Source organism: Streptomyces sp. NPDC033845 (genome assembly GCF_055576225.1).
In genome coordinates this window covers 25723-48848 of record NZ_JBVIRI010000021.1, presented here as the reverse complement: position 1 = coordinate 48848, position 23126 = coordinate 25723, and the positions used below count along the sequence as shown (strand labels likewise).

Annotated in this window: 20 protein-coding genes; 5 read left to right on the top strand and 15 right to left on the bottom strand. The window is 73.5% G+C overall.

Annotation, left to right across the window (positions count from 1 at the left end; all coding sequences use genetic code 11):
- The first annotated feature begins 159 nt into the window (after positions 1 to 159).
- The gene (locus ACZ50K_RS31195) at positions 160 to 1176 is read left to right on the top strand and encodes an AfsR/SARP family transcriptional regulator (RefSeq protein ID WP_468909216.1); all 1017 of its coding nucleotides are present in this window, start codon (positions 160 to 162) and stop codon (positions 1174 to 1176) included.
- Positions 1177 to 1264: 88 nt separating this feature from the next.
- Here the strand turns inward: ACZ50K_RS31195 and ACZ50K_RS31190 are convergent, their stop codons facing one another.
- The 5 genes from ACZ50K_RS31190 to ACZ50K_RS31170 all read right to left on the bottom strand — a co-directional run bounded on the left by ACZ50K_RS31190 (position 1265) and on the right by ACZ50K_RS31170 (position 5659).
- On the bottom strand, positions 1265 to 1915 hold the full coding sequence (locus ACZ50K_RS31190) for a phosphopantetheine-binding protein (RefSeq protein WP_468909214.1): 651 nt from the start codon (positions 1913 to 1915) through the stop codon (positions 1265 to 1267).
- 11 nt (positions 1916 to 1926) lie between these two features.
- Positions 1927 to 2601 (bottom strand): ScbR family autoregulator-binding transcription factor, encoded by a 675-nt coding sequence (locus ACZ50K_RS31185; protein WP_468909212.1) that lies wholly within the window; start codon positions 2599 to 2601, stop codon positions 1927 to 1929.
- 52 nt (positions 2602 to 2653) lie between these two features.
- On the bottom strand, positions 2654 to 3481 hold the full coding sequence (locus ACZ50K_RS31180) for an AfsR/SARP family transcriptional regulator (protein WP_468909209.1): 828 nt from the start codon (positions 3479 to 3481) through the stop codon (positions 2654 to 2656).
- 218 nt (positions 3482 to 3699) lie between these two features.
- Positions 3700 to 4362 carry a ScbR family autoregulator-binding transcription factor gene (locus ACZ50K_RS31175; protein ID WP_468909206.1) on the bottom strand — a complete coding sequence of 221 codons (663 nt, stop codon included), beginning with the start codon at positions 4360 to 4362 and terminating at the stop codon, positions 3700 to 3702.
- A 166-nt stretch (positions 4363 to 4528) separates the two neighbouring features.
- Positions 4529 to 5659: a cytochrome P450 family protein gene (locus ACZ50K_RS31170; RefSeq protein ID WP_468909203.1), complete on the bottom strand. Its 1131-nt coding sequence runs from the start codon at positions 5657 to 5659 to the stop codon at positions 4529 to 4531.
- A gap of 566 nt (positions 5660 to 6225) precedes the next feature.
- Here ACZ50K_RS31170 and ACZ50K_RS31165 point away from each other — a divergent pair.
- The 4 genes from ACZ50K_RS31165 to ACZ50K_RS31150 all read left to right on the top strand — a co-directional run bounded on the left by ACZ50K_RS31165 (position 6226) and on the right by ACZ50K_RS31150 (position 8922).
- Positions 6226 to 7218, top strand: coding sequence for a ScbA/BarX family gamma-butyrolactone biosynthesis protein (locus tag ACZ50K_RS31165; protein WP_468909201.1), 993 nt, complete (start codon positions 6226 to 6228; stop codon positions 7216 to 7218).
- Between the two features lie 40 nt (positions 7219 to 7258).
- Entirely contained in the window at positions 7259 to 8011 is a 753-nt protein-coding gene (locus ACZ50K_RS31160) for an SDR family NAD(P)-dependent oxidoreductase (RefSeq protein ID WP_468909199.1), read from the top strand.
- An 80-nt stretch (positions 8012 to 8091) separates the two neighbouring features.
- Entirely contained in the window at positions 8092 to 8253 is a 162-nt protein-coding gene (locus ACZ50K_RS31155) for a hypothetical protein (RefSeq protein WP_468909354.1), read from the top strand.
- Between the two features lie 210 nt (positions 8254 to 8463).
- A complete protein-coding gene (locus ACZ50K_RS31150) occupies positions 8464 to 8922 on the top strand; it encodes a carboxymuconolactone decarboxylase family protein (RefSeq protein WP_468909196.1) in 459 nt (152 codons plus the stop codon).
- Positions 8923 to 8965: 43 nt separating this feature from the next.
- Here the strand turns inward: ACZ50K_RS31150 and ACZ50K_RS31145 are convergent, their stop codons facing one another.
- From ACZ50K_RS31145 to eboE, 10 genes are all read right to left on the bottom strand, one after another.
- Positions 8966 to 10357 (bottom strand): nitrosuccinate lyase, encoded by a 1392-nt coding sequence (locus tag ACZ50K_RS31145; RefSeq protein WP_468909344.1) that lies wholly within the window; start codon positions 10355 to 10357, stop codon positions 8966 to 8968.
- Between the two features lie 32 nt (positions 10358 to 10389).
- Positions 10390 to 12351, bottom strand: a complete 1962-nt coding sequence (locus tag ACZ50K_RS31140; protein WP_468909194.1) for an FAD/NAD(P)-binding protein — start codon at positions 12349 to 12351, stop codon at positions 10390 to 10392.
- 258 nt (positions 12352 to 12609) lie between these two features.
- On the bottom strand, positions 12610 to 14433 hold the full coding sequence (locus ACZ50K_RS31135; protein WP_468909191.1) for an FAD-dependent monooxygenase: 1824 nt from the start codon (positions 14431 to 14433) through the stop codon (positions 12610 to 12612).
- A 162-nt stretch (positions 14434 to 14595) separates the two neighbouring features.
- Positions 14596 to 15231, bottom strand: a complete 636-nt coding sequence (locus ACZ50K_RS31130; protein WP_468909190.1) for a hemerythrin domain-containing protein — start codon at positions 15229 to 15231, stop codon at positions 14596 to 14598.
- A gap of 208 nt (positions 15232 to 15439) precedes the next feature.
- Positions 15440 to 16957, bottom strand: coding sequence for an FAD-dependent monooxygenase (locus ACZ50K_RS31125; RefSeq protein ID WP_468909187.1), 1518 nt, complete (start codon positions 16955 to 16957; stop codon positions 15440 to 15442).
- Between the two features lie 36 nt (positions 16958 to 16993).
- Positions 16994 to 17914: an alpha/beta fold hydrolase gene (locus ACZ50K_RS31120; protein WP_468909185.1), complete on the bottom strand. Its 921-nt coding sequence runs from the start codon at positions 17912 to 17914 to the stop codon at positions 16994 to 16996.
- Positions 17915 to 17959: 45 nt separating this feature from the next.
- Entirely contained in the window at positions 17960 to 18796 is an 837-nt protein-coding gene (locus tag ACZ50K_RS31115) for an NAD(P)H-binding protein (protein WP_468909183.1), read from the bottom strand.
- Positions 18797 to 18952: 156 nt separating this feature from the next.
- Positions 18953 to 20428: an FAD-dependent monooxygenase gene (locus tag ACZ50K_RS31110; RefSeq protein ID WP_468909180.1), complete on the bottom strand. Its 1476-nt coding sequence runs from the start codon at positions 20426 to 20428 to the stop codon at positions 18953 to 18955.
- 62 nt (positions 20429 to 20490) lie between these two features.
- Positions 20491 to 21951 carry a nucleotide pyrophosphatase/phosphodiesterase family protein gene (locus ACZ50K_RS31105; RefSeq protein WP_468909178.1) on the bottom strand — a complete coding sequence of 487 codons (1461 nt, stop codon included), beginning with the start codon at positions 21949 to 21951 and terminating at the stop codon, positions 20491 to 20493.
- Complete coding sequence (gene eboE / locus ACZ50K_RS31100) at positions 21948 to 23126, bottom strand: metabolite traffic protein EboE (RefSeq protein ID WP_468909175.1); 1179 nt, start codon at positions 23124 to 23126, stop codon at positions 21948 to 21950. Before eboE ends, ACZ50K_RS31105 begins: the two co-directional genes overlap by 4 nt.

Genomic DNA, 23126 nt, shown 5'->3' with positions numbered 1-23126 from the left:
CCCTGCTAGATTTCGGGGCGGGGGACACTGCCGGAATCGTGGCTTCCAGGCTGTTGCGCACCCGTTCCCCGGACCCCGTCTTCCCCACCCGTCGCCCGCACTCTTCCCCAGCCCGATCTTCTTTCCCGCGAGTCCCACCGGAGCGCCGGAAGGAGCAGCATGGAGTTCGCCCAGCCCGCCGACCGGCCATGGGACTTCCGCGTCCTCGGTCCCGTGGAGCTCCGGGACCACCGCACCGGTTCCTGGATCGCGCCGCCGGGCGCCAAACAGCGGGTGCTGTTCGCCGCGCTGCTGGTCCGCCCGGGCGAGGTGCTCACCGCCGACCGGCTCATCGACGAACTCTGGGGCGACGAGCCGCCGCTGAGCGCGGCCAACGCCCTCCAGGCGCATGTGGCCCGGCTGCGCCGGCTGCTGCTGGCCCTGGGGGAGGCCGGCCGGGACCTGGTCACCACACATCCGACGGGCTATCTGCTGCGGGCCGGCGGCCCCGCCACCGACGCCGAGCTCTTCCACCGGCTGTCCGCCGAGGGCCGCGGGGCGCTGGCCGCCGATCCGGCGCACGCGGTGGCCGTGCTGCGCCGGGCCATGGGGCTGTGGCGGGGCCCGGCCCTGGAGGGCTGCGGGCGGGGGGCGATCTGCGGGCGGGAGGCGGACCGGCTGGAGGAACTGCGGCTGACCACCCTGGAGACCCTGTACGAGGCGAACCTGCGGGTGCCGGGGGTCCGGCCGGAGGAGTTCACGGGTGAGCTGGAGCGGCTGACCGCCGACCATCCGATGCACGAGCGGTTCTACGACCTGCTGATGACCGCCCTGGAGCGGGTCGGCCGCCGGACCGAGGCCCTCGGGGTGTACGAGCGGGCCCGGCGGCGGCTGCTGGCCGAGCTGGGGGTGGAGCCGGGTCCGGCGCTGCGCGGCCGGATGGCGGAGATCCTGCACCGGCCCCCGGCCGTCCCCGCGCCGCCCGTACCGGCCCTGGCCGGCCGGCCGGCGGTCCAGGACCCGGCCGGCCAGACGGCCGGCGGCATCGGTTCGGGGGACGCGGCGGTGCTGCTGGACCTGGGGGCCGAGATCGCCCGGCTGCGGCAGCACATCGAGCACCTGTCGAGGGCCCATGAGGAGCTGTCCCGCCGGATGGACGCACAGTCGGAGGCCCGGGTCCGGACCGGCGGGCGCTGACACAGGTCCGCTGCCACCGGTCCGCTGCCACCGGCCCGGAGCCGGGCGACCCGAAGCCGGGCGGCCCGCGGCAAGGCGGGGCCGGAGGTCAGCAGCCCCGGGCGGAGTCCAGGACCGGGTCCAGCGCGGCGGCCCGGGTGGCCGCGTGGGCGGTGACCGCGACGGCCAGGGCGGCCAGGGTGGGGTGGTCGGCCAGGGACTCCGCCGACAGGCGCATGCCGAAGGTGCGGTTGAGCACCGTGGCGAACTCCGCCGCGTGCAGCGGGTCCAGGCCGAGCTCGGCGAGCGGGGTGTGCGGGGCGAAGGCGCGGGGGTCCCGGCACAGGATCGCGGCCAGCTGTCTGCGGATCTCCCCGCCGACCAGCTCCAGCTCCCGGCGGTGCTCCAGGATCGGGTCCGGTCCGGCCGGGGCGCCGGGTACGGGTCCGGCCGCCGGACCGCCGGTGGCGGGGGCGGAGACGGGTACGGGGGCGAGTTCCAGGGCGAGCTGGCGGGTGAAGAGGGCCGGGGTCGGATGGTCGTACAGATCGGTGGCCTCCGCCCGGACCCGGTAGCGGGCGTTGACCGTGGCGACGAACTCCAGGGTCAGCAGGGAGTCCAGGCCCAGCACGGCGAAGGTCTGGTGCGGGTCGATCTTGTCGGGCTGGATCCGCAGTACGGCGCCGAGCACGCCGAGGAGGTCCGCCGGCAGGTCCTCGGGCCGGACGGCCGGTGCCGCGGGCTGCTCACTCGTCGTCATGGGTGGCTCCTTCAGAAGATCAGGTCGGTGGTGCGCGGCGCCCGGCGCCCGGCGGCCGCTTCGGCCACGGGGTCGGGCGCCGAGGTGCGGTACTCGCCCTCCTGCCCCGGTGGCACCAGGCTGGGCAGCAACAGTGCCCACAGGGCGCCGACCCGGCGCCGGAGCTCCGCGTACGGCATGCCCGCGCCGGCCATCACCTCGATGCCGCAGGCGGCCGCGGCCACCAGGGACTCGGCGCTCTCCCAGCGGCCTCCGTCGCGGAGTTCGCCGGCGTCGCGGGCCTGGCGGAGCAGTCCGCAGACGGCCGTGATCCAGGCCCGGTGGAAGTCGGTGACGGGCGGCTGTTGCCCGGTGCATTCCTTGGTGATCCGGAAGCTCGCCGGGATCGCCGGTTCCTCGTGCAGGGTGCGGGCCAGCCAGTGGGTGAGGTCGACCAGTGCCTGCAGCGGCCTGACACCGCGCTCGCGCTGGGTCCGCACCGATTCGTTGAGCATCGCGCAGCCGCGCTGCTGGACCGCTTCGGCGAGTTCGTCCTTGGAGGCGAAGTGGAAGTACAGCGCCCCTTTGGTGACTCCGGCCGCTCCCGCGATGTCGCCGAGCGTCGCGTTCGCGTAGCCCTTGCGGTTGAACAGTTCGGCACCGGCGCGGACGAGTTTCCGGCGGGTCCGCTCAGACCTCTCCTGCACCGCACCGCCTCCTCGGCCCAGGGATGATCCCGGGGTTTTGCCTGCCGCCATCTCAGCCCACGCGTGCGAGTCGGTCCGCTCCGGCCTCGGCGGGCTCGACGGGGTGCTCGGGACCGGACATGAGGATCGACCGCTGGAGTCTGCGGAGCGCGGTGGAGGGTTCCAGTCCGAGCTCGCGGACCAGGGTGCCCCGGAGCCGCTGGTAGACGTCGAGGGCTTCGCCGCGGCGTCCGGACCGGTGCAGGGCGAGCATGAACTGGCCGTGCAGGTTCTCGTGGGTGCGGTAGCGGCTGGCGAGCACGGTCAGCTCGGCGAGCAGTTCGCGGTGGCGTCCGAGGCGCATGTCGGCCTCGATGCGCTGGTCGAGGGCGCAGAGCCGGGTCTCTTCGAGGCGCCGGGTCTCCATCTCCAGTTGCGCTCCGCCGTACACGTCGGCGAAGGCGGCTCCGCTCCAGAGGGAGAGGGCCTCGCGGAGGAGGCGTGCGGCTCCGGGGAAGTCCCCGGCGTCCATGGCCCGGTAGCCCATGCCGGCGAGCCGGTCGAACTCCCGGACGTCGCTGGCGCCGCCGTTGCTGGCGAGCAGGTATCCGCCGGGGAGGGTGACCAGGACGTCCTTGGCGGTGCGCCGTTCGTCCTCGCCGCCGGCCTCCAGGGCCGTGGTGATGAGTGCCCGTAACTGGAGCACGTAGGTCTGGAGGGTGGTGCGGGCGCTGCGGGGTGGTTCGCCGGCCCAGAGTTCCTCTATCAGGGCGGCCACCGGCACGACCTGGTCGGCGTGCAGGGCCAGCAGTGCCAGCACCTGTCGCGGCTTGGGAGCGGTGGGCGTGATGGAGACCCCGTTCTCACGCACCGCCAGTGCACCCAGTACTGAGATGTCCACGCCGTACTCCCCGTGTCCGTGGATGGCCCTCGCCGAGCTCAGTAGAAAACAGCACCATCGGTTTGTCAATACCAAACCGGTCGTGCTGTTTATCGTGACGATGAGCTCACGATGGGTCGTCAGGAACCGCCTCTATCAAGGGACTTGGGGAATCATGGCTGGTCGGGGCGGGTGTGGTGCTCGGGAACGGGGAGTCCGTAACCGACGGAGCGGTCTGTTCAGACCGCTGCCGCCGTGGCAGCTTCCGCCTCGTCGATTTCAGCGGCCACCTGGGCCCCGCGCTCCGGGGTGATGATCAGCCTGGCGAGCACCGCGGGGGTCGCGATGCTGGGGCAGATGTGCTGGTAGACCCCGCAGATCCGCTCCTCGATGTCCTCGCGGCCGTTCAGGGTCTGGGAGTAGATCTGGGCCCCGGTCCAGCAGGCGGAGATGATCCAGGCCGTCTCGGCCGGGTCGACATGGGGGAGGAGTTCGCCCTGGGCCTTGGCCCGGGCCAGCAGTTGCTCGGTGAAGTCGATCCAGCCCGGCACCGAACCGCCGCCGAAGATCTCGCGCATGTCGGGGCCGAGCGAGAGCCGGGCGCCGGCGCTGAGCATGGGGTCCCGCTTCATCCGGTACGCCAGCAGCAGGGCGACGTCCACGAGTTCCTGCAGCTTGCTGTCCCGGCTGGGCACCCCGCCCTCGGCGAACTGCTCGTCCAGCACCCCTTGGGCCAGTTCCCGCTTGGAGGCGAAGTGGAAGTACAGGGCCCCCTTGGTGACCCCTGCGCGGGCGAGGATGTCCGCGATGGTCGCAGCCTCGTAGCCGCGCTCGTCGAAGACCGCCGCGGCCGCCTCCAAGATCGCGCGACGCGTACGGACCGCACGCTCCTGCCGTGCCACGGTGCCTCCGAAAGTCTTCAGCCGCCGGCGTGTCCCCCTACAGGATCCACACCCCTCAGCAAAACCAACCAGAAGGTCCGTATCTTATCAAGCGGGAGTTGACAAAGCCTCCGGCGGTCGTCGAGCGCCGAAGGTGTCCGGGCGCACTCTCCGGACACCTCCGGACTCAGACGGCGGACTTGCCCAGACGGACGGGCAGTTCGCTCAGACCGTTGGAGATGAAGGATTCGATGCGGGGGCGCTCGGCCGGGCAGCCGACCGGGGACACCTCCGGGAACCGGTCGAAGAGTGCGGCCAGACTCACGGCCGCCTCCACCCGGGCGAGGGTGGCTCCGAGGCAGTAGTGGACCCCGAACCCGAAGGCCATGTGATCGCCCCGGGTCGCCCGGGTGATGTCGAAACGGTCCGCGTCGGTGCCGTGCACGGCCGGGTCCCGGCCGGCGGAGGCGAAGGACACCACGAACGGGTCCCCCTTCGGGATCACCCCGCCGCCGATCTCGATGTCCTCCACGGCGAACCGGAGGAAGCCGTTGGCGGCCGGCGGCTCCAGCCGCAGCGTCTCCTCCACCACGTCCTCCCAGGCGGCCGCCCCGGACCGGACCAGTTCCAGCTGGGAGGGGTGGCGCAGCAGCAGGTCCACCGCGCTGGAGATCAGGTTGACCGAGGTCTCGTACCCGGCGGTGAACAGCAGGATCAGGTTGTCGGTGAGCTCCTTCTCGCTCAGCCGGGCGCCGTCCTGCTCGTCCCGGGTCCCGATCAGCGCGCTGGTCAGGTCGTCGCCGGGGTGGGAGCGCTTGTAGGCGACCAGGTCGGTCATGGTCTCGTACAGGTCCACCGAGTTCTGCCGGGCCTCCTCGACGGACAGACCGGTGTCGAAGAACCCGTTGATGATCTTGTGGAGCATGGCCCAGGAGCGCTCGGGGATCCCGAAGAGCTCGAACATCACCCGGGTGGGCACCACATGGGCGTAGTGCGCCCGCAGGTCCACCACCTCGTCGGGGGCGAGTGCGCCGAGCCGGTCCAGGGCCTCCGCGGAGACGGCCTCGATTTGCGGCCGCAGGGCGGCCACCCGGCGGGGGCTGAACGCCGTCACCACGGGCTTGCGCAGCCGGGTGTGCTCCTCCCCGTACGCGGTGATCATGTTCTGCACGGAGACCCAGATGGACAGCGGCCAGCTATGCGTGACCTCGCCCTCGATCCAGGCCCGCCAGTGCCGGTAGGCGTCCTTGGAGACCCGCCGGGGGTCGGCCAGCAGTCCGCGGAGGGCCTCGGAGCCCGCCACGGCCCAGCCGGGCACTCCCCCGGGGAGGGTGACCGGGACGATCGGACCACGCTCCCTGAGCAGACCCGCTTCGGCGTGGATGTTACGCCCTAGCGGATCTATCGATATCGGGCATTGACGGAGCATCAGGACATCTCCTGCTCTGGCGGTCAAGGAACCGAACACCTCGGATCCCTATTACAAACCGCCTGGCCGGTTCTTCCATTACCGGCGGCGGAGCCAATTCTGGCAGCTTCGCCGCGCCCTTGCCACCGATACCGACCCAGGTGGCGCGGCGTGTTACCGGCCCGTCGGGCCCAAGCCACCGGCCTGAATCCGACTCCGGGCCAGATCCGGACGAACAGAGCGGAAGCCCGCTTCCCACTTGGGCGAAAGCCCCCTCGGACGACCCCCGGATTCGGGGATCATCGCTGGTCGGGGTGGGCTGGGAATGGGACCTGACGGGACAGCAGGCTCACAGGTGACGCCAGGGGCAGCCGAGACAAGAGCGCGGCATTGGCACCTTGCAAACAAAACCGGAGAGTACGTATCTTGCGTGTCAGAAGCCCCTCATCCGTCGATCCGGCTCTGTGGAGAAGTCCATGACCCTGCTCACGTTCGAACAGAACGCCCGGTCCGTCACTTCCGTCCCGTTATCCGCGACGACGGCGCCCTGGACGCGCTGCAACGAGCACCCGAGCCTGACGACCACGGTCCCCCGGGAGTACGTGCACCGCAGTTCGCTGGCCGAGGTCTTCCTGACGGGCTACGAACGGATCGGGGACGACACCTTCGCCCTCACCGGCCAGTGGCCCCGCGCCCACACCTTCTTCGTCAGCCCGGACGGCACCAGCCACGACCCGGTCCAGGCCGGCGAGACCATCCGCCAGGTCGGACTGTTCCTCTGCCACGCGGAGTACGGGGTCCCGCTCGGCCACAACGTCCTCCTCTGGAGCCTGGGGTTCAGCACCGACCCGGCCGAACTCCGCATCGGCAGCGACCCCTCCGAACTGGAACTCATCGCCACCTGCACCGACTTCGCCTGGAAGGGCAGCAAGTTCTCCGGGCTGCTGGAGGTGGTCATACGCCGCAACGGGCGGGTCGCGGCCACCGGCAGCGCCACCTTCAGCTGCGTCCCGCCTGCCGTCTACCGCAGACTCCGCGGGAACCACGGACCCGGATCGGAGCTGAAGCCGCTGCCGCGCACCGCCCCCATCCCGGCGGCCGCCGCCGGCCGGCTGCTCCCCTTCGACGTGGTTCTCGCCGCAACCGACCACCCCGACCAGTGGCTCCTGAGCCCCGACCTCGGCCACCCGATCCTCTTCGAGCACGCCAACGACCACCACCCGGGCATGGTCCTGATCGAGGCCGCCCGGCAGGCCGCCTGCGTCCGGCTGCCCGCCGCGGGCGGGTTCGTGCCCTCCGCGATCAGCAGCACCTTCCACAACTACGCGGAGCTCGACGCGGAGTGCCGGATCGACGCCCGGCTGCTGCCCGGCGGCCCGTCCGGCACCAGGACCGTACGGGTCACCGGCCACCAGCACGGCAACCTGATCTTCGAGGCCACCGTCACCGGCACCCCCACCGCCGTCTAGAGTCGAACGCAGTTGTGACACGGGTGACTGGAGAGGCCGCATGCTGAACGGGAAATCGGCTCTGATCACCGGCGCCAGCACCGGGATCGGCGCCGCCGCCGCCCGGGTCTTCTGCCGGGAGGGCGCCGCCGTGACCCTGGTCGCCCGCCGGGAGAAGGAGCTCGCCGAGCTCACCGAGGAACTCACCCGGGCCGGCCACCGCGCCCAGTACGTCCTCGCGGACGTCCGGCTGCGGTCCGACGCGGCCCGGGCGGTGGCCGCGGCCACCGAGGCCTTCGGCGGTCTGCACGCCGCCTTCAACAACGCCGGCCTGGCCGCACTGCCCGAACCGCTGCACCTGATGTCCGAAGAGGTCTACGACGGGGTCATGGACACCAATGTGCGCGGGGTGTGGAACTGCCTCCAGGCGGAGATCACGGCGATGCTGGAGGGCGGCGGCGGTGCCATCGTCAACAACAGCAGCACCGCCGGACTGGTCGCCACCGTCGCCGGAGCCCCCTACATCGCGGCCAAGCACGCGGTGATCGGTCTGACCAAGGCCGCCGCCAACGAGTACGGCGGCCGGGGCATCCGGGTCAACGCCCTCGCCACCGGAGCCACCCGCACCGACATGCTCGCCGAGTACCTGGACGAGGACCTCACCCGGGAACCCGCCATGGCGGCCAAGTCCATGGTCCGCCGCCTCGCGGCCACCGAGGAGATCGCCGAGGCCGCGGCCTGGCTGTGCAGCGACCGCGCCTCCTACCTCACCGGGGCCACCGTCCCGGTGGACGGCGGCCGCACCGCACGCTGACCCCGCGCGGCCGCGGCCACGGCTTCCCGGCACCGGCGGTGCGGCCCTTGACCCTCACGTGGTGTCAGGCCGCACAGTCGGTGCCATGGCTCACTCGCGACTACCTGCCCGAGTTCGCCGGCGTTCTCGCCGGATTCCCCTCGCTCGCCGGCGACCTCGGCTCCGGCCGGTGGGGCGAGCGCCACGGCGGGCTCACTCACCTCGACTCGGCCGATCTGGGCCTCCGCCTGCTCGTTTCCTGAGGGGACCCGGTCAGGCGAGTGAAGCGGGTGAAGGGGGAGACGGGAGAGGCGGGGGCGCGCGGGCGGCGGCGCACGCCCCGTGTCCGCTCCCGGGCGCCCCCGCCCCGGTAGAAAAACTTCCCCGGCACGGTCACATCACCGGTCCCCGATCCGTCATTGCTGTGACGGACCGAAACGGGCACCTGCCCACCAAACCGGAGGATCACTGACATGACTGCTCGTATGGGAAATCCCGCCACGGTCGTTCCCGGCGCCATGCCCGCCCTGCTCGCCATCGGCAAGGCCGTGGTCAAGACCGGGATCAGCGAGCGGACCCTGGAGCTCGCCCACATCCGGGCCAGCCAGATCAACTCCTGCGGGGTCTGTCTGGACATGCACCCGAAGATCGCCAAGAAGCTCGGCGAGACCGACGAGCGGATCCACGCGGTCGCCGGCTGGCGCGACACCCCCTACTTCACCGACGCCGAACGCGCCGCCCTGGCCCTGGCCGAGGCCGTCACCCGGGTCGCCGACACCAGCGACCCGGTCCCGGACGCCGTCTACGAGGAGGCCGCCCGGCACTACGACGAGGAGCAGCTGGCCGCCCTCATCCTCTCCATCGCCACGGTCAACGTCTGGAACCGGATCAATGTGGCCACCCGGCAGATGGCCGGCGCCGCCTGGAACTGACCGGGGCCGGGCCCGGGCGGTCGGCGGACCGCCCGCCCGCCCGTCACCGCTTGAGCACCGCGTCGGTCAGCGCCCCCGCCGCGCCCGTGTACCCGGCCGGGTCGAGCAGGCCGGCCAGCTCCCCGGCCCCGAAGTGCCGGCCCAGCAGCTCGGAGCCGGCCAGTACCTCCGCCAGCGGCCGCCCGGTCCGGGCGGACTCCGCCGAGGCCCCGCTCATCAGCTCCTTGGCCGCCGTCTTGCCCAGTGCCGGGGCCAGCACCGCCGCCAGACGCTCGGTCACCACCAGCCCGCCGGTCAGCTCCAGGTTCGCCCGCATCCGCTCCGGACGGACGACCAGGCCCTCGGCGAGCTCACGGGCCGTCTCCGCGGCCCCGCCGGCCAGTCGCAGGCATTCCCGCAGCGGCTGCCACTCCGCGTGCCAGGCGCCCGCCGACCGCTCGTCCTCCGACAGCATCGCCTGCGCCAGCACCCCCGCCTGGGCGGGCACCTGGAGGGCCGCCGACCGGATCAGGGTGGCCAGCACGGGATTCCGTTTGTGCGGCATCGCGGAGGACACCCCGCGGCCGGCCACCGCCGGTTCGCAGACCTCCGCCACCTCGGTCCGGGCCATCGACTGCACATCCACCGCGATCTTCCCCAGGACCCCCGTGGCCAGGGCCAGTTCGGCGCCGAGCGCCGCGATCGGGGTGCGGGCGGCATGCCAGGGCAGCTCGGGCGCGGACAGCCCGCATTCGGCGGCGAACCGTTCCGCCAACTCCGCCGCATAGCCCCCCGGATCGGCCTCTCCGGCGTATTCCAGATAGCCGGCCAGCGTGCCCGCCGCCCCGCCCAGCTGCACCGGGAGCCCGGTCGCCCGGAGCCGCCGCAACCGCTCCGCGGCCGCCTCCACCGGCAGCAGCCAGCCCGCCGCCTTCAGCCCGAAGGTGGTCGGCACCGCGTGCAGGGCCAGGGTCCGGCCCGCCAGCACGGTGTCCCGGTGTCCGGCCGCCAGCCCGCGCAGCGCCGCCGCCACCGCGTCCAGGTCGGCCACCAGCGGCTCCAGCACCCGGGCCGCCACCAGCATCGCCGCCGTGTCGAAGATGTCCTGGCTGGTCGACCCCCGGTGCACGAACTCGGCGGCGCTCGGCGACTGCCGGGCCACCACCGCGGTGAACTCCCGCACCAGGCCCACCACCGGATTGGCGGTCTCCCGGCTGCCCCGGGCCACCGCCAGCAGGTCCAGGTTCTCCCGCCGGGCCAGGCCGGTGATCACCCGGGCCGCCTCGGCCGGGACCGTACCGACCGCGGCCTGGGCCCGTACCAGGGCTGCCTCGGCGTCCAGCATCGCCTGCAGCCACGCCTCGTCCGCGGTGGCCGCCTCCGCCCGGGTGCCGGCCCGCACCGGGCTGAGCAGTCCGCTGTCGGACAGCCCCGACAGCTCCGCCAGCGCGGACAGCCGGGCCCGGTCGGCCCGCGGGATCTCGTACGTCAACGGACCAGCTCCTTCTCGGGCAGCCGGGCCGCCTCCTCGCCCGAGACCAGCTCCAGCACCGCGCCCGCGATCGCGTCCGAGTCCTGGAGGGTCACCGAGTCCACCCCCGGCCGGATGCCCGCCGCCGTCACCCAGTGCACCGACTCGGTCGGCACCCCGTACGCGAACCGGCGCGGGTGCGCCCGGCCCGCCGAGTCCACCAGGTGGAACGGTGCCCGGGTGACCTCCACCCCGCCCGTCTCGTGGGTGTCCAGACCCGGCCCCGGGAGCACGTACGGCCGGCACTGGCCGGTGTCCAGCAGATGCCGCAGCAGCGGGTCCGCGGTGGACCGCAGGTCGATCTCCGGCAGCCGCGCCTCGATCAGCGTGGTCGCCGCCACCCGCGAGCCCGGCACCAGCGCGGACTCCACCAGGAACGCGGCGTCCGCGTCCTGCGGCGGCAGCAGCCGGGCCTCCGGGCCCAGCACCCGCAGCACGTCCGCCTCGATCAGCGCGACGGCCTCCTCGATCCGGCTGGCCGGCGGGCCGATCGACAGGAACGCGTTCAGCGGCGTGTACCAGCCGTCCAGGTCGTCCCGGTACGAACCGCCCGTCAGACCGCCGTGGTCGACGATCAGCCGGATCTCGTTGCGCAGGTCCCGCAGCGCGTCCAGCGCCGACTTCAGCGGCCCGTCCAGGTTCCCGGCCCGGGCCGCCGTCACGTCCTCCCGGAGGTGGTCCAGCAGCCAGCCCCGGAAGGCGTCCGGCCCGGCGAACTCCAGCCCCTGGTAGGGGTGGGCGATCCGCGCCCAGTCCCAGCGCAGCTCCTCGCCGATCCCCGCCCCGGCCAGCAGCTCCTGCTCCAGGAAGCTTCCCGGCGGCACCGCGAGATAGGCGGCGCGCAGCGCGTCCGCCTCGGCGGGCCGGCCCGCCTCCGCCAGCAGCCCCGCGTAGTAGATGGTCTCGGTCTCCTTGGCGATCAGCGGCCACAGGTCCCGGCGGAAGTCCAGACCGCCCTCCTGCCGGCCCCGGTCGCGCAGCTGCTCCACGGTCCGCGGGGTCAGCAGGGCCGGTATGTGCCGGCCGTGCGCGCCCTTCTGGTTCTCGCCCCGGGAGTGGAAGGGCATCCCGCGCCGGGAGCCGGCCACCAGCTTCGGCTCCAGCCCGGAGGCCACGTAGGCCAGCCGGCCGTCGCGGCGCTCGAAGCGGCCGCCCCGGCCCAGGGTGAACAGGGCCATGTGGTCGAAGAAGTTGAGTCCCAGTCCGAGCAGCGCCACCGTCTCGCCGGGGCGGACCGCCGACAGGTCCGCGTCCGCCGGGTTGGCCGGGGTGACGTAGGTCAGTCCGTGCCGGGCGGCGAACGCGGCCCGTTCGCGCTGCCGGGCGGAGCTGCGCACCGGCAGGTGGCCCTGCGCGAGCACCACGGCCCGCAGTCCGTCCAGCAGGGTGCCGTCGGAGAGCCGGACGCTCTGCGTGCCGGCCACCGGGTCGTCGTCCAGGGTGACCGCGCGGGCCCGGTGCACCACCGTGCGGATGCGGTCCGGGGCGGTTTTGACCACCCGTCTGAACACCCATTCCAGGTAGTGCCCGTAGAAGGCCCGGGTCGGATAGGAGTCCGGGCCGAGGGCCCGGGCCTCGGCGAGGACGGCCTCGCCGTGCCCCCAGTCCTCGACGGGGCCCATCAGGGTCAGGAAGCGCGCCCATTCGTAGAGGCTGGGACCGGGGGAGAGCGGCCCCTTCAGGGTCACGCTCTCGTCCGTGAACATGGTCACCTGGCTGGCCACGGTGTTCATCAGGAGGTGCTCGGACTGGTCCGTGCGCCACACCTGTCCGGGGCCCGGCGGGCAGTCGTCGACCACATGGACGGTGAGGGGGCCCTGGTCCCCCCGGGCGGCGGCGTGGGCGCAGATCCGTTCGAGAACGGAGAGCCCTCGTGGTCCGGCGCCGATCAGGCAGACGTCGAGCTGCCGGCTGGTCATGGTCACTCTCCAGGTCCGTATCGGGTGTGCCATCCACGCGTCGGCCGGAGTCCCGGGCGCCCAGGGGGCACGGCCCGGTCAGGGCCGCTCTCCGTCCGAGATCAAGCCTGGTTCAGCCGACTAGAGCGCCTCACGAGCGCCTCCTGAGCGGCTCAGGAGCCGCTCAGCAGGCGCTCAGCAGGCGCTCAGGGATCGCATGCGGCGGCCCGTCGGTCCCGTCGTGGGGGAGGTGCCGCGGGCCCGGGGGACCCCTGTGGGTCATTCGGCCAGGTGCAGCTCCCGGAGGGTCTGGCGGAACCGGTCGAGGAGCTGGGGGCGCATCGCGCGGGCGGCCGGGGGGAAGTTCTCCACCATCAGGTCGTAGCCGCGGGCGATCACCGGGTCCTCCAGGAGGCCGAAGACCAGGTGGGCGCCGGTGCGCGGGCCGCCTTCGGTGATGGCCTTGCGGAGCCGGTCGATCTCGTCGCCCTCGACCCCGGGGAACAGGCCCTGGACCACCGGTTCCTCGGTGTCGAGGTGGTCGCCGAGGACCTTCTGCACCCGGCGGGCGGCGAGGGCGCCGTCCCGGGCGGCGGTCCGGGCGGCGGCCTCGCCGGTGCCGGGGGCGGTCAGCCGGCGCAGGGCGGCTTCCAGGGCGTCGAGTTCGCCGTTGAGTTCGTCGTGCTCGTGGGCCAGGGTGTCGAACCGGGGGCCCGCCTCCGGGTACAGCTCGCGCAGGACCGGCCAGAACAGGTCGTCCTCGCTGATGTGGTGGTGGTGGGTGAACTCGATCAGCCACTGGGTGGTGTCGGCGAGTGCCGCCACCCCGACGGGCCGGCCGTCCGCCAGGTGCTCGAAGCCCTCCGCGACCATCTCGGTGCCCCGGCGGAGCACCGCGTGGACCGCGAGGAACTCCTCGTACATCCGGGCGCCGGGGTTGGCCACCGCCCAGTCGGCGGCCGGGCCGGGGTCGGAGAGGGCCTCGTCCACGTCGTAGCGGTGGATCCAGGAGGGGCCCTGGGACGGGGAGTCGGCGGGCCGTCCGGCCGGGGCCTCGGCGCGGATCCGCGCGGTGTGCGGGCGGCGGAGTTCCTCGTAGCGGCGCAGGGCGGTGGCGATCCGGTCCGGGCCGGCCGGCTGGCGGGACAGGCAGGAGGCCAGGGCGACCGCGTCCTCCAGGGCCTGGCCGGCGCTCTGGCCGTGGTGCGGGGGCAGCGGGTGGGCGGCGTCGCCGAGCAGGGTGGTGCGGGCGGTGCTCCAGCGGGGGAGGGGTTCCCGGTCGTAGAGGGACCAGTGGCCGGCTTCGGTGACGGCCGCGACCAGGTCGAGCACGGCGGGTTCCCAGCCGTCGAGGTGCCGGGCGAGGGTCTCCCGGTCGGCCGACCGGGTCCAGGACTCGCCCTGGTCGGCGGGGTCGGGGACGAGGGCGACGAAGGACAGTTCGCGGCCGGACCGCACCGGGGCGGCGAACAGCCGTTCCCGGGTGCCGGTCCAGGCGAAGACGGTGTCGGCGGCCAGGCCCGGGACCGCTTCGGCGGGCACCACCGCGTGCAGGGCGGCGGTGCCCGACCAGGCCGGGCGTTCGGGTCCGGTCAGGGCGCGGCGGACCGTGGAGTGGGTGCCGTCGGCGGCGACGAGGACGTCGGCCCGGCGGCTGCTGCCGTCGGCGAAGTCGAGGCGGACCCCGTCCTCGTCCTCGGCGAAGCCGGTGCAGCGGTGTCCGAGGTGGAGGTGGCCGGCGGGCAGCTGCTCGCCGAGGAGGCGCTGGAGGTCGGCCCGGTGAACGGTGTGGTGCGGGCTGCCGGGTCCGGGGTCCGCGCCGTCGTCCAGGGGCCGGCGGTCGAGCACCCGGCCGGTGTCCCACTGCCGGACCTCCAGGGCTTCCGGCCGTACGGCGACCTGCCGCAGCCGGGCGCCGAGTCCGAGCCGGTGCAGCAGCCGGCCGGCGTTGGGCGGGAGGTGGAGTGCGGCGCCGGTGTCGGGGAGGGCCGGGGCCTGTTCGTAGACGTCCACGTGGAGTCCGGCGCGGCGCAGCATCATGGCGGCGGCCAGCCCGCCGATGCCGGCACCGATGACCGCGACGCGCGGGGTGGCGTTGCTCATCCGCTGGTCCTCTCTCGTTCCTCGTTCACGCGTGTGCTCCGTGGGATGTGCGGGGTGTGCGGGGTGTGCGGCGGTAAGGGTGTGGTGCGGGTGCATACGGGAGCGGCCCGGCCACCGCGGGACATCCGCGGTGACCGGGCCGCCCGGCGGGGTGGTCGGCGGTCAGCCGACGCTCCAGCGGTCGCTGGCCGCGTAGGCCGGGACCCATGCGCCGTGGTACGCCGCCCGGGCCTGCTCCGGCAGGACCCGCAGGACCTGCTCGGAGGCGGACTCGGAGGCCCCGTCGAGCAGCCAGGGGAGGTAGCGGGGGCTGTCCGGGCCGATCCGCTTGGTGTGCGCCTGACCGAAGGCCATCAGCAGCTGCGGGGTGGCGACGGCGTCGAACAGGGGGAGGCCGTCGGCCTCCTCGTGCTTGAGGTGCCCGCCCAGCCCGGAGACGAGGGCGTCGACGACGTCGGCGAGGCGGTCGGCCCCGTTCGGGTCGGCGAGGGTGGCGTCGACCGCGTCCAGCAGCGGGTCGATGGTGGCGTGTTCGGCCTCCATCGCGTCGATCACCGCGAGGTCGTCCGGGCGTCCGGCGAGCGCCTCGCGGACGGCCGGCCACAGGGCCTCGTCCTCGGCGCCGTGGTGGACGTGCAGGTAGCTCTTGAACATCTCCCAGCCGGCCGCGGTGCGCAGCAGTTCGCGCGGGTCGTCGCCGGCCTTGGCGGCGATCCGGGCCACCTGGTCCAGCTCGCGGCGCAGGGCGTCGTGGATGACGAACATCATGGTCATGTCGTGCTTGAAGGTGCCGCTCATGGCTCTCCCGATTGCCGTGGTCCCCTGCCCGCCGTCGACGGCGGGCACTCCCGCCCCGCCGGGTGCCGGACGCGGCGAGAGTGCCCTCACGGAGGGGCGGCCGAGGTGCTGTCCCCCGGGGAGCTCCCGGGGGTTCAGCGGCTCGTCACTCCGTGTCTCTCGCGGTGCTCATGGCCGTCCGCGCAACCCGGCGGAGCGCCGGTCCCGTTCACACTACGGCGGTCTTCGAGCCTGCGGAGGCGCCCTCAAGTGCCCCTCGACCAGGGCCGAACCAGGATTCGAGGGCTTCTCGAAGATCGCCTCCGTCGGGTGCCGCCCAGGCCACGTGTCCGTCGGGCCGGAGCAGCACCGCGGCCGGCGGGGGACCGCCGGGGACGGTGCCCGCCGGGTCCCAGACGGCCTCGATCAGGTCGACGCGCGCGGCCCAGTCGGCGGCGGCCTCCCGGACGGCCGGGTCGGCCGCGGTGCCGCCGGTCACGATCAGGACCCCGCGGGCGGTGTGCAGGAGTTCGGCGACCCGGGTGGCGGTGCCGTCGGCGGTCTCCAGGGCGAGGTCGGGCAGCCGGAGGCCGAGCAGCGGGTGGCCGGAACCGCCCGTCTCGTAGCGGATGTCGATGCCGCTGACCAGACCGGCCAGATGGCGGGCCACCTCGGGGATCTCGACCAGTTCGCGCATCACCGCGCGCATCGGTTCCATCTCCTCGCCGGTGAGGTAGAGCCGGGTCTGGGCGCGGGTGTTGCGCATCAGGCCCTCGCCGACCGGGTGGCGTTCGGACTGGAAGGTGTCGAGGAGTCCCTCGGGGGCCCAGCCGGCGACGGCGGCGGCCAGTTTCCAGCCGAGGTTGGCGGCGTCCTGGACGCCGACGCTCATGCCCTGGGCTCCGGCCGGCATGTGGATGTGGGTGGCGTCGCCGACCAGGAAGACCCGGCCGCGGCGGTATTCGGCGGCCTGCCGGGTGGTGTCGGTGAAGGCGCTGACCCAGCGGACCTCGGCGCCGTGCACGGACTCGCCGGTCATCCGCTGCCAGGCGTCGGCGATCTCCTGGAAGGACAGCTTGCTCTTGTCCTGCGGGCGGAGGTTCTCGTCGTGGATGACGATCCGGTCGACCCCGTCCTCCAGGTTGAAGGCCATGACCATGCCGCCGGGGACCCGTTCGCCGATCGGGCGCTGCCGGATGTTCGCCCCGAGCAGGTCGGCCATGTACATGCCTCGGGTGGCGTCCCAGCCGGGGAAGTCGATTCCGGCCAGTTTGCGGACGATGCTGCGGGCGCCGTCGCAGCCCACCAGGTAGGAGGCGGTCTCGGTGCCGGGTCCGTCGGGGCCCTGGTAGCTGACGACCACCCCGTCGGGGGTCTCCTCGAAGCCGGTGACCTCGTGGTTGCGGTGGACGGTCACCCCGAGTTCGCGGACCCAGCCCTCCAGGAGCTCCTCGGTCCGGAACTGCGGGATGCCGCGCACGCTGTAGTGGTTGTCCTCCAGCTTGGAGAAGTCGATGCGCACGCCGCCGAAGTGGCCCTGCGCGTACTCGACCTCGCCGAACCGGGCGAGGAGCCCGCGCTGGTCGAAGACCTCGGCGGCGCGCTTGGTGAAGCCCACCCCGCGCGATTCGCCGCTCGGCGCCGGCAGCTTCTCGTACACGGCGACGTCCGCGCCGCCGAGCCGGATCTCGCCGGCGAGCATCAGCCCGACCGGTCCCGCCCCGACGACTATTACGTCCTTGCCCATGGGCTCGCTCTCCTCGTACAGGTAGGTGAAGACTGATCAGCCAAAGAATTCGGTCAGCGCCCGGAGGACCAGCTCCGGCTGCTCCTCGGGGATCCAGTGCAGTGCCCGGTCCACCTTCACCACCCGTACGTCGGGGGCCAGGCCGGGCAGCAGCCGCTGGAACTGGTCGTGGCTGACGGGCGAGGCGATGCCCAGCAGCGGCACCCCGAACTTGCCGTAGGACTTGATGTCCTCGATGTCCTGGTGGAAGGCCTGGTACCAGCGGTTGGTCGCGCGGATGGCCTCCGGCGCGTCGTAGGCGCGGGCGTAGACGGCGCGGTCGAAGGGGGAGATGGAGGACCGGTCGACCAGGGAGTTGTCGAACAGCCAGTCGATCAGGTGCCGCATCCGGCCCTCGATCAGCTTCTCGGGCAGTTCCGGCACCTGGTTGAAGGCCCACCACCACATGTTGAAGCCGCGGTCCGGACGGGGGATCAGCGGCATGTCGTAGCGGCTCTCGTCGGGGTGCACCACGTCGAGGAGCGCCAGCCGGTTGATCGCCGCCGGGTGGTTGGCGGCGAAGCTGTAGGCCACCATCGCGCCGATGTCGTGCCCGACCAGGTTGATCTGCCGGTAGCCGAGCTTGTTGGCCAACCCCAGGATGTCGCCGGCCATGGTCTTCTTGTCGTAGCCGCTGTCCGGGCGGCCGGAGCCGCCCATCCCGCGCAGGTCGACCGCGATCACCCGGTAGCGCTCGGCCAGCGCCGGCATGATCTTGTGGAACTCCCACCAGGTCTGCGGCCAGCCGGGCAGCAGGAACACCGGCTCGCCCTCGCCGCCCTCCACGTAGTGCAGCCGCACACCGGGCAGGTCCACGTGTCTGCTGTGGAACTCTCCGTCCAGAGAGCGCGCCAGCTCTTCGTCGGTCAGGCCTTCCGGCTCGGCCGACACTCCGTTCACGTCCAGTTCCACCGACATCTCGGGCTGTTCCCTTCGTTCCGTCTTCCCCGCTCGTACGGTCTGTCAGCCGCGGAACACGTCCGCGTTCTCCTTCGCCCAGTCGGCGAACGTGCGCCCCGGGTGGCCGGTCAGCTCCTCGATGTCCCCGGTGAGCTTCAGCGGCTCGGTGTCCTGCGCCCACAGCACCAGCAGCTGGTCGGCGATGTCCGCCGGGATGTAGCCGGCCCGGGCCGCCTTCCACGCCTCGGGGGTGACCACCCGGACCGGCACGTTGCGGCCGGCGGCCGCCTCCACGATCCGGACCTGCTCGGCGAAGGTCAGCGCCTCCGGGCCGGTCAGGTGGTACGAGCGGCCCTGGAAGTGCGGCTTGGTCAGCGCGGCGAACGCGGCCTCGGCGATGTCCTTCTCGTTGACCGGGTCGGCGTAGCTGCCCGGGAAGGGCAGGTTGACCGTGCCGCCGGCGCGCAGCGCCCAGGCCCACGGCAGCGCGTTGCCGGCGAGGGCCCCGCAGCGCAGCGGGGTGGTGGTGATGGAGGTGCCCTCGAAGGCCTGCTCCACCCGCAGGTGCGGGGCGGCGATGCAGTTGTCGGCGGCGTCGGGCAGCAGCACCGCGTCCGAGGACATGATCACCACGTGTCGGACCCCGGCCTTCTCGGCCTCCTTCACGAACGCGTCGACCTGTGCGGGCTCGCAGTACAGGAACACCGATTCGACGCCGGCCAGCGCGGCCGGGAACCCGGAGGCGTCGTCCAGGGCGAGGGGTACGGACTCGACGCCGGCCGGCAGGCTCAGCTTCGACGGGTCGGCGGAACCGGCGCGGACCCGGGCGCCCTGGGCGTGCAGCAGGCCGATGAGGTGGGAGCCGACCTTGCCGCGGCTTCCGGTGACGAGAACGGTCATGACTGTCCCTCCGGGGACGTTGGGGGCACGGGGGATCCCCGGCCCGGTGTCCGCCCGGGGGCGGGGCGGGCACCGGGCCGGGGGCGCGGCCCGGTTCAGGGTCCGGACCGGCTTGGGGCGGCCCGGACCGGGGGTCCGGGCCGTGCGGCGGCCGGGTCAGGCGGACCCGAACCAGGCCTTCAGGGCGTCCGACAGGTCGCCGCCCGAGGGGGCGGCCCACACGGCGTGCCCGTCGGGGCGGATCAGGACGGCCTCCGGCACGGGCTGTCCTCCGGAGGTCTCGGTGCGCGTCCAGGCGCCGGTGACCGAGTCGACGCGGTCGGCCCAGCCGGCCGCCAGTTCCCGCTCCGCGCCGTGTCCGGGGCCGGTGACGAGGACGCCGCGGCCCGCGTGCAGGAGTTCGGCGACGGTGGTGCGGCCGGAGCCGTCGGCGAGGTCCAGCTCCAGGGTGGGCTCCACGCGCAGGCCCAGCTGCGGGTGGCCGGTGGCGCCGACCTCGTAGCGGATGTCCAGGCCACTGACCTCGCCGGCCAGGTGCCGGGCGGCCTCCGGGATCTGCACCAGCTCGCGCATGACGGCCCGCATCGGCTCCATCTCCTCGCCGCTCAGGTACAGCAGCGACTGGGCGAGGGTGTTGCGGAGCAGCTTGCGGCCCACCGGGTGCCGCTCGGACTGGTACGTGTCGAGGAGGCCCTCGGGGGCCCAGCCGCGGATGTCCGCGGCCATCTTCCAGCCCAGGTTGACGGCGTCCTGGAGGCCGACGCTGACGCCCTGGGCGCCCATCGGGGCGTGGTCGTGGGCGGCGTCCCCGGCGAGGAAGACCCGGCCGCGCCGGTACTCCTCGGCCTGCCCCTGGGCGTTGGTGAGGGCGCACATCCAGCTGGCGGCCGCCCCGTGGATCTCCTCGCCGGTCAGCCGCAGCCAGGCGTCGGCGACCTCGGTGTAGGTGAGTTCGCCCTCGCCGTGGTGCGGCCGGACCCCCGGCTCGTGGACCACGATCCGGTCGGTGCCCGGCTTGGTGGACACCGACAGCACCATGCCGCCGCCGGGGATCCGCTCGCCGATCGGCCGCGGCCGGACGTTCCCGCCGACCACGTCGGCCAGGTACATGGCGCGGGTGGCCTCCTCGCCGGGGAAGGCGATCCCGGCGAGCGCGCGGACGGTGCTCCGGCCGCCGTCACAGCCCACCAGGTAGTGCGCGGTCTCCTCGACCTGACCGTCGGGACCCTCGAACTCGGCGGTGATCCCGTCCGCGGTCTCCCGGAAGCCGGTCAGCTCGTGTCCCCGGATCACCGGGACCCCGAGCTCGGCCAGCCAGCCGCCGAGCATCTCCTCGGTCCGGGACTGGGCCAGGCCCATCACCCCGTAGTGGCTCTCCTCCAGGGCGTCGAAGTTGATCCGGACCCCGCCGAAGTGGCCGTGCTGCCCCCACCGGAACTCGCCGATCCGGGACAGCAGTCCACGCTGCTGGAACACCTCGGCGGTCCGGCCGGTGAAGCCCAGGCCGCGGGACTCGCCACTGGGTGCGGGCAGCTTGTCGTACAGGGCGACGTCCACGCCACCGAGCTTGAGTTCGCCGGCGAGCATCAGCCCGACCGGACCCGCGCCGACGACTATCGCTTCCCTCGCCATGTTCGGACTCCTTGTGCAGATCGATGGGCAGACCGATGTCCCTGGGTCATCCAGAAGCCTGGTCAGTTCTGGTGGAGCCCGGCCGGAATCCTGGCTGCGGGCGACTCATCCGCGGGGCCCGCCGGGTCCGGATCCGCCAGCCCGGCCAGCCTCAGCAGCAGTGCCTTGACCCCGGTCGCCGGGACCGGGGCGGTGACCGCGCCGGGCTCGGAGCAGACCAGCACGGGCCCCTCGGCCGGGTCCGCGGGCAGCCGGCCGTGGCTTCCGCGCACCGGCGCCGGGTCGAGCGGCACCACGGCCATCCGGTAGCGCATCCCGAGCTTCTTCCGGGCCAGCGCCCGCGCCGCCCGCACCTTCACGTACGGGTCGTGCGGGTCCATGAACAGCTCGGCCGGGTCGTAGCCGGGCTTGCGGTGGATGTCGACGAGCCGGGCGAAGTCCGGTGCCCGGGAGTCGTCCAGCCAGTAGTAGTACGTGAACCAGGCGTCCGGCTCGGCGACCGCCACCAGCTCCCCGGACCGGGGATGGTCCAGCCCGTGCTCCTTCTTCCCCGCCTCGTCCAGCAGCAGGTCCACCCCGGGCAGCCCGGCCAGCACCTCCCGCACCTCCGGCAGGTCCTCCGGGCGCCGCACGTACACGTGGGCGATCTGGTGGTCGGCCACCGCGAAGGCCCGGGAGGCGCCCGGGTCGAGGTACTCCATCCCGTCCTGGACGTGCACCTCCAGCAGCCCGGCCCGGCGCAGCGCCCGGTTGACGTCCACCGGCCGGGACACCCGGGTGATGCCGTACTCGGACAGGGCGACGACCGTCCGCCCGGACCGTCGGGCGTCCGCCAGCAGCGGGGCCAGGATCCGGTCGAGTTCGGCGGCGGCCCGGTGCGCCCGCGGGTCGTCGGGGCCGAACCGCTGGAGGTCGTAGTCCAGGTGCGGCAGGTAGCACAGGGTCAGGTCGGGGTCGCGGGAGGCCATCACGTGCCGGGTCGCGTCCACGATCCAGCGGGAGGACGGCAGGCCGGCCCGCGGCCCCCAGAAGTCGAACAGCGGGAAGGTCCCGAAGCGTTCCTCCAGCTCCTCGTGGAGGGCGGCCGGCCGGGTGTAGCAGTCGGCCTCCTTGCGGCCGTCCGCGTAGTAGACCGGGCGGGGGGTGACGGTGATGTCGGTGTCCGCGCCCATCGCGTACCACCAGCAGATGTTCGCGACCGTGTACCCGGGGCGGGCGCGGCGGGCCGCGTCCCACACCTTGTCCCCGCCGACCAGCCCGTTGTGCTGCCGCCACAGCATGACCTCGCCCAGCTCGCGGAAGTACCAGCCGTTGCCGACGATCCCGTGCCCGCTCGGCGGGGCCCCGGTCAGGAACGTGGCCTGCGCGGAGCAGGTCACGGCGGGCAGTACGGTGCCCAGCTCGGCGCTCGACCCGCGGGCGGCCAGCTCCCGCAGGTGCGGCATCCGCTCCAGCAGCCGGGGGGTCAGCCCGACCACGTCCAGGACCAGCAGCGGGGTGGGGGCGCCGGTGGGGTCGCTCATGTCAGCTCCTTGAGTCCCAGGTCGGTGAGGAGGTCGCGGGCCAGCGCCAGTTCGGCGGCGATGCCGTCGGCCAGTCCGGCCGGGCCGGTGGGGCGCAGGGCGGGCGGCAGCGCCTGCCAGGTGTACGTCTCCACCTCCAGGTGGTGGGTGCGGGCGGTGTCCCCGCCGAGGAGGCCGGCCAGGGTGTCGCGGAGCACCGGCAGGGTGGTGGCCAGCGGCGGTTCGGGGGCGGAGTGCAGCGGCATGTGGAAGTGCGAGCGCCAGGGGGCGGTGTCCGGGAGGGTGCCTCCGGCGAGGGCTTCGGCGAGGTCGTCGGTGCCGTGCAGCCGGCCGTCCGGGGTGCGGGTACGGGTCTGGTGGAGGAACCGGGGCTCGGCGTAGCCGGCGAGGGCGGCCCGCACCTCCGGCAGGTCCGGCCGTTCGGCGTGCAGGGCCGCCGACAGCTGCGCCTTGTGGACCGGTATGCCGGCCGCCGCGAGGCCCGCCAGGGCGGCGGCGGGTTCCTCGAAGGAGGTGGCGAGGTGGCAGGTGTCCAGGCAGAGGCCGATCCGGCCGGAGCCGATCGCGGCCAGCGGGGCGAGGGCGTCGGCGGTGGTCTCCACGGTGCAGCCCGGTTCGGGCTCCAGCCCGATGCGGACGGACCGGCCGGTGTCCTCCTCCAGGGCGTCCAGCCGGGCGGCCAGCCGGACCAGGGCGGCCCGGGCGGCCCCGGCGGCCGCCGGATCGGTGTCGTAGGGGGTGCGCCAGGCCAGCGGCAGCGTGGAGACGGTGCCGTGCCCGGCGTCCTCCGGCATGAGCCCGGCCAGCAGCACCGCCAGGTCCGCGGTGTGCGCGAGGCGGGCGGGTTCGGTCCAGTCCGGCCGGTACACCCGGTACTTGACCCGTTCGGCGCCGAACCCCTGGTACGGGAACCCGTTGAGGGTGACCACCTCCAGGCCGCGGACCGCCAGTTCGGACCGGAGGGCCCGCAGGGCCGCCGGGGAGGCGCGGAGCGCGCCGACCGCGTCCCGGGCAAGCCAGAGGCCGATGCCGAGCCGGTCCAGTCCGAGCCGGTGGCGGACCGGCTCGCAGTGCTCGCGGAGCTGGGCCAGCACCCCGTCGAGGGTCTCGGCGGGGTGCACGTTGGTGCAGTAGGCCAGGTGCACGGTGGACCCGTCGGGGTGGCGGAAGCGCAT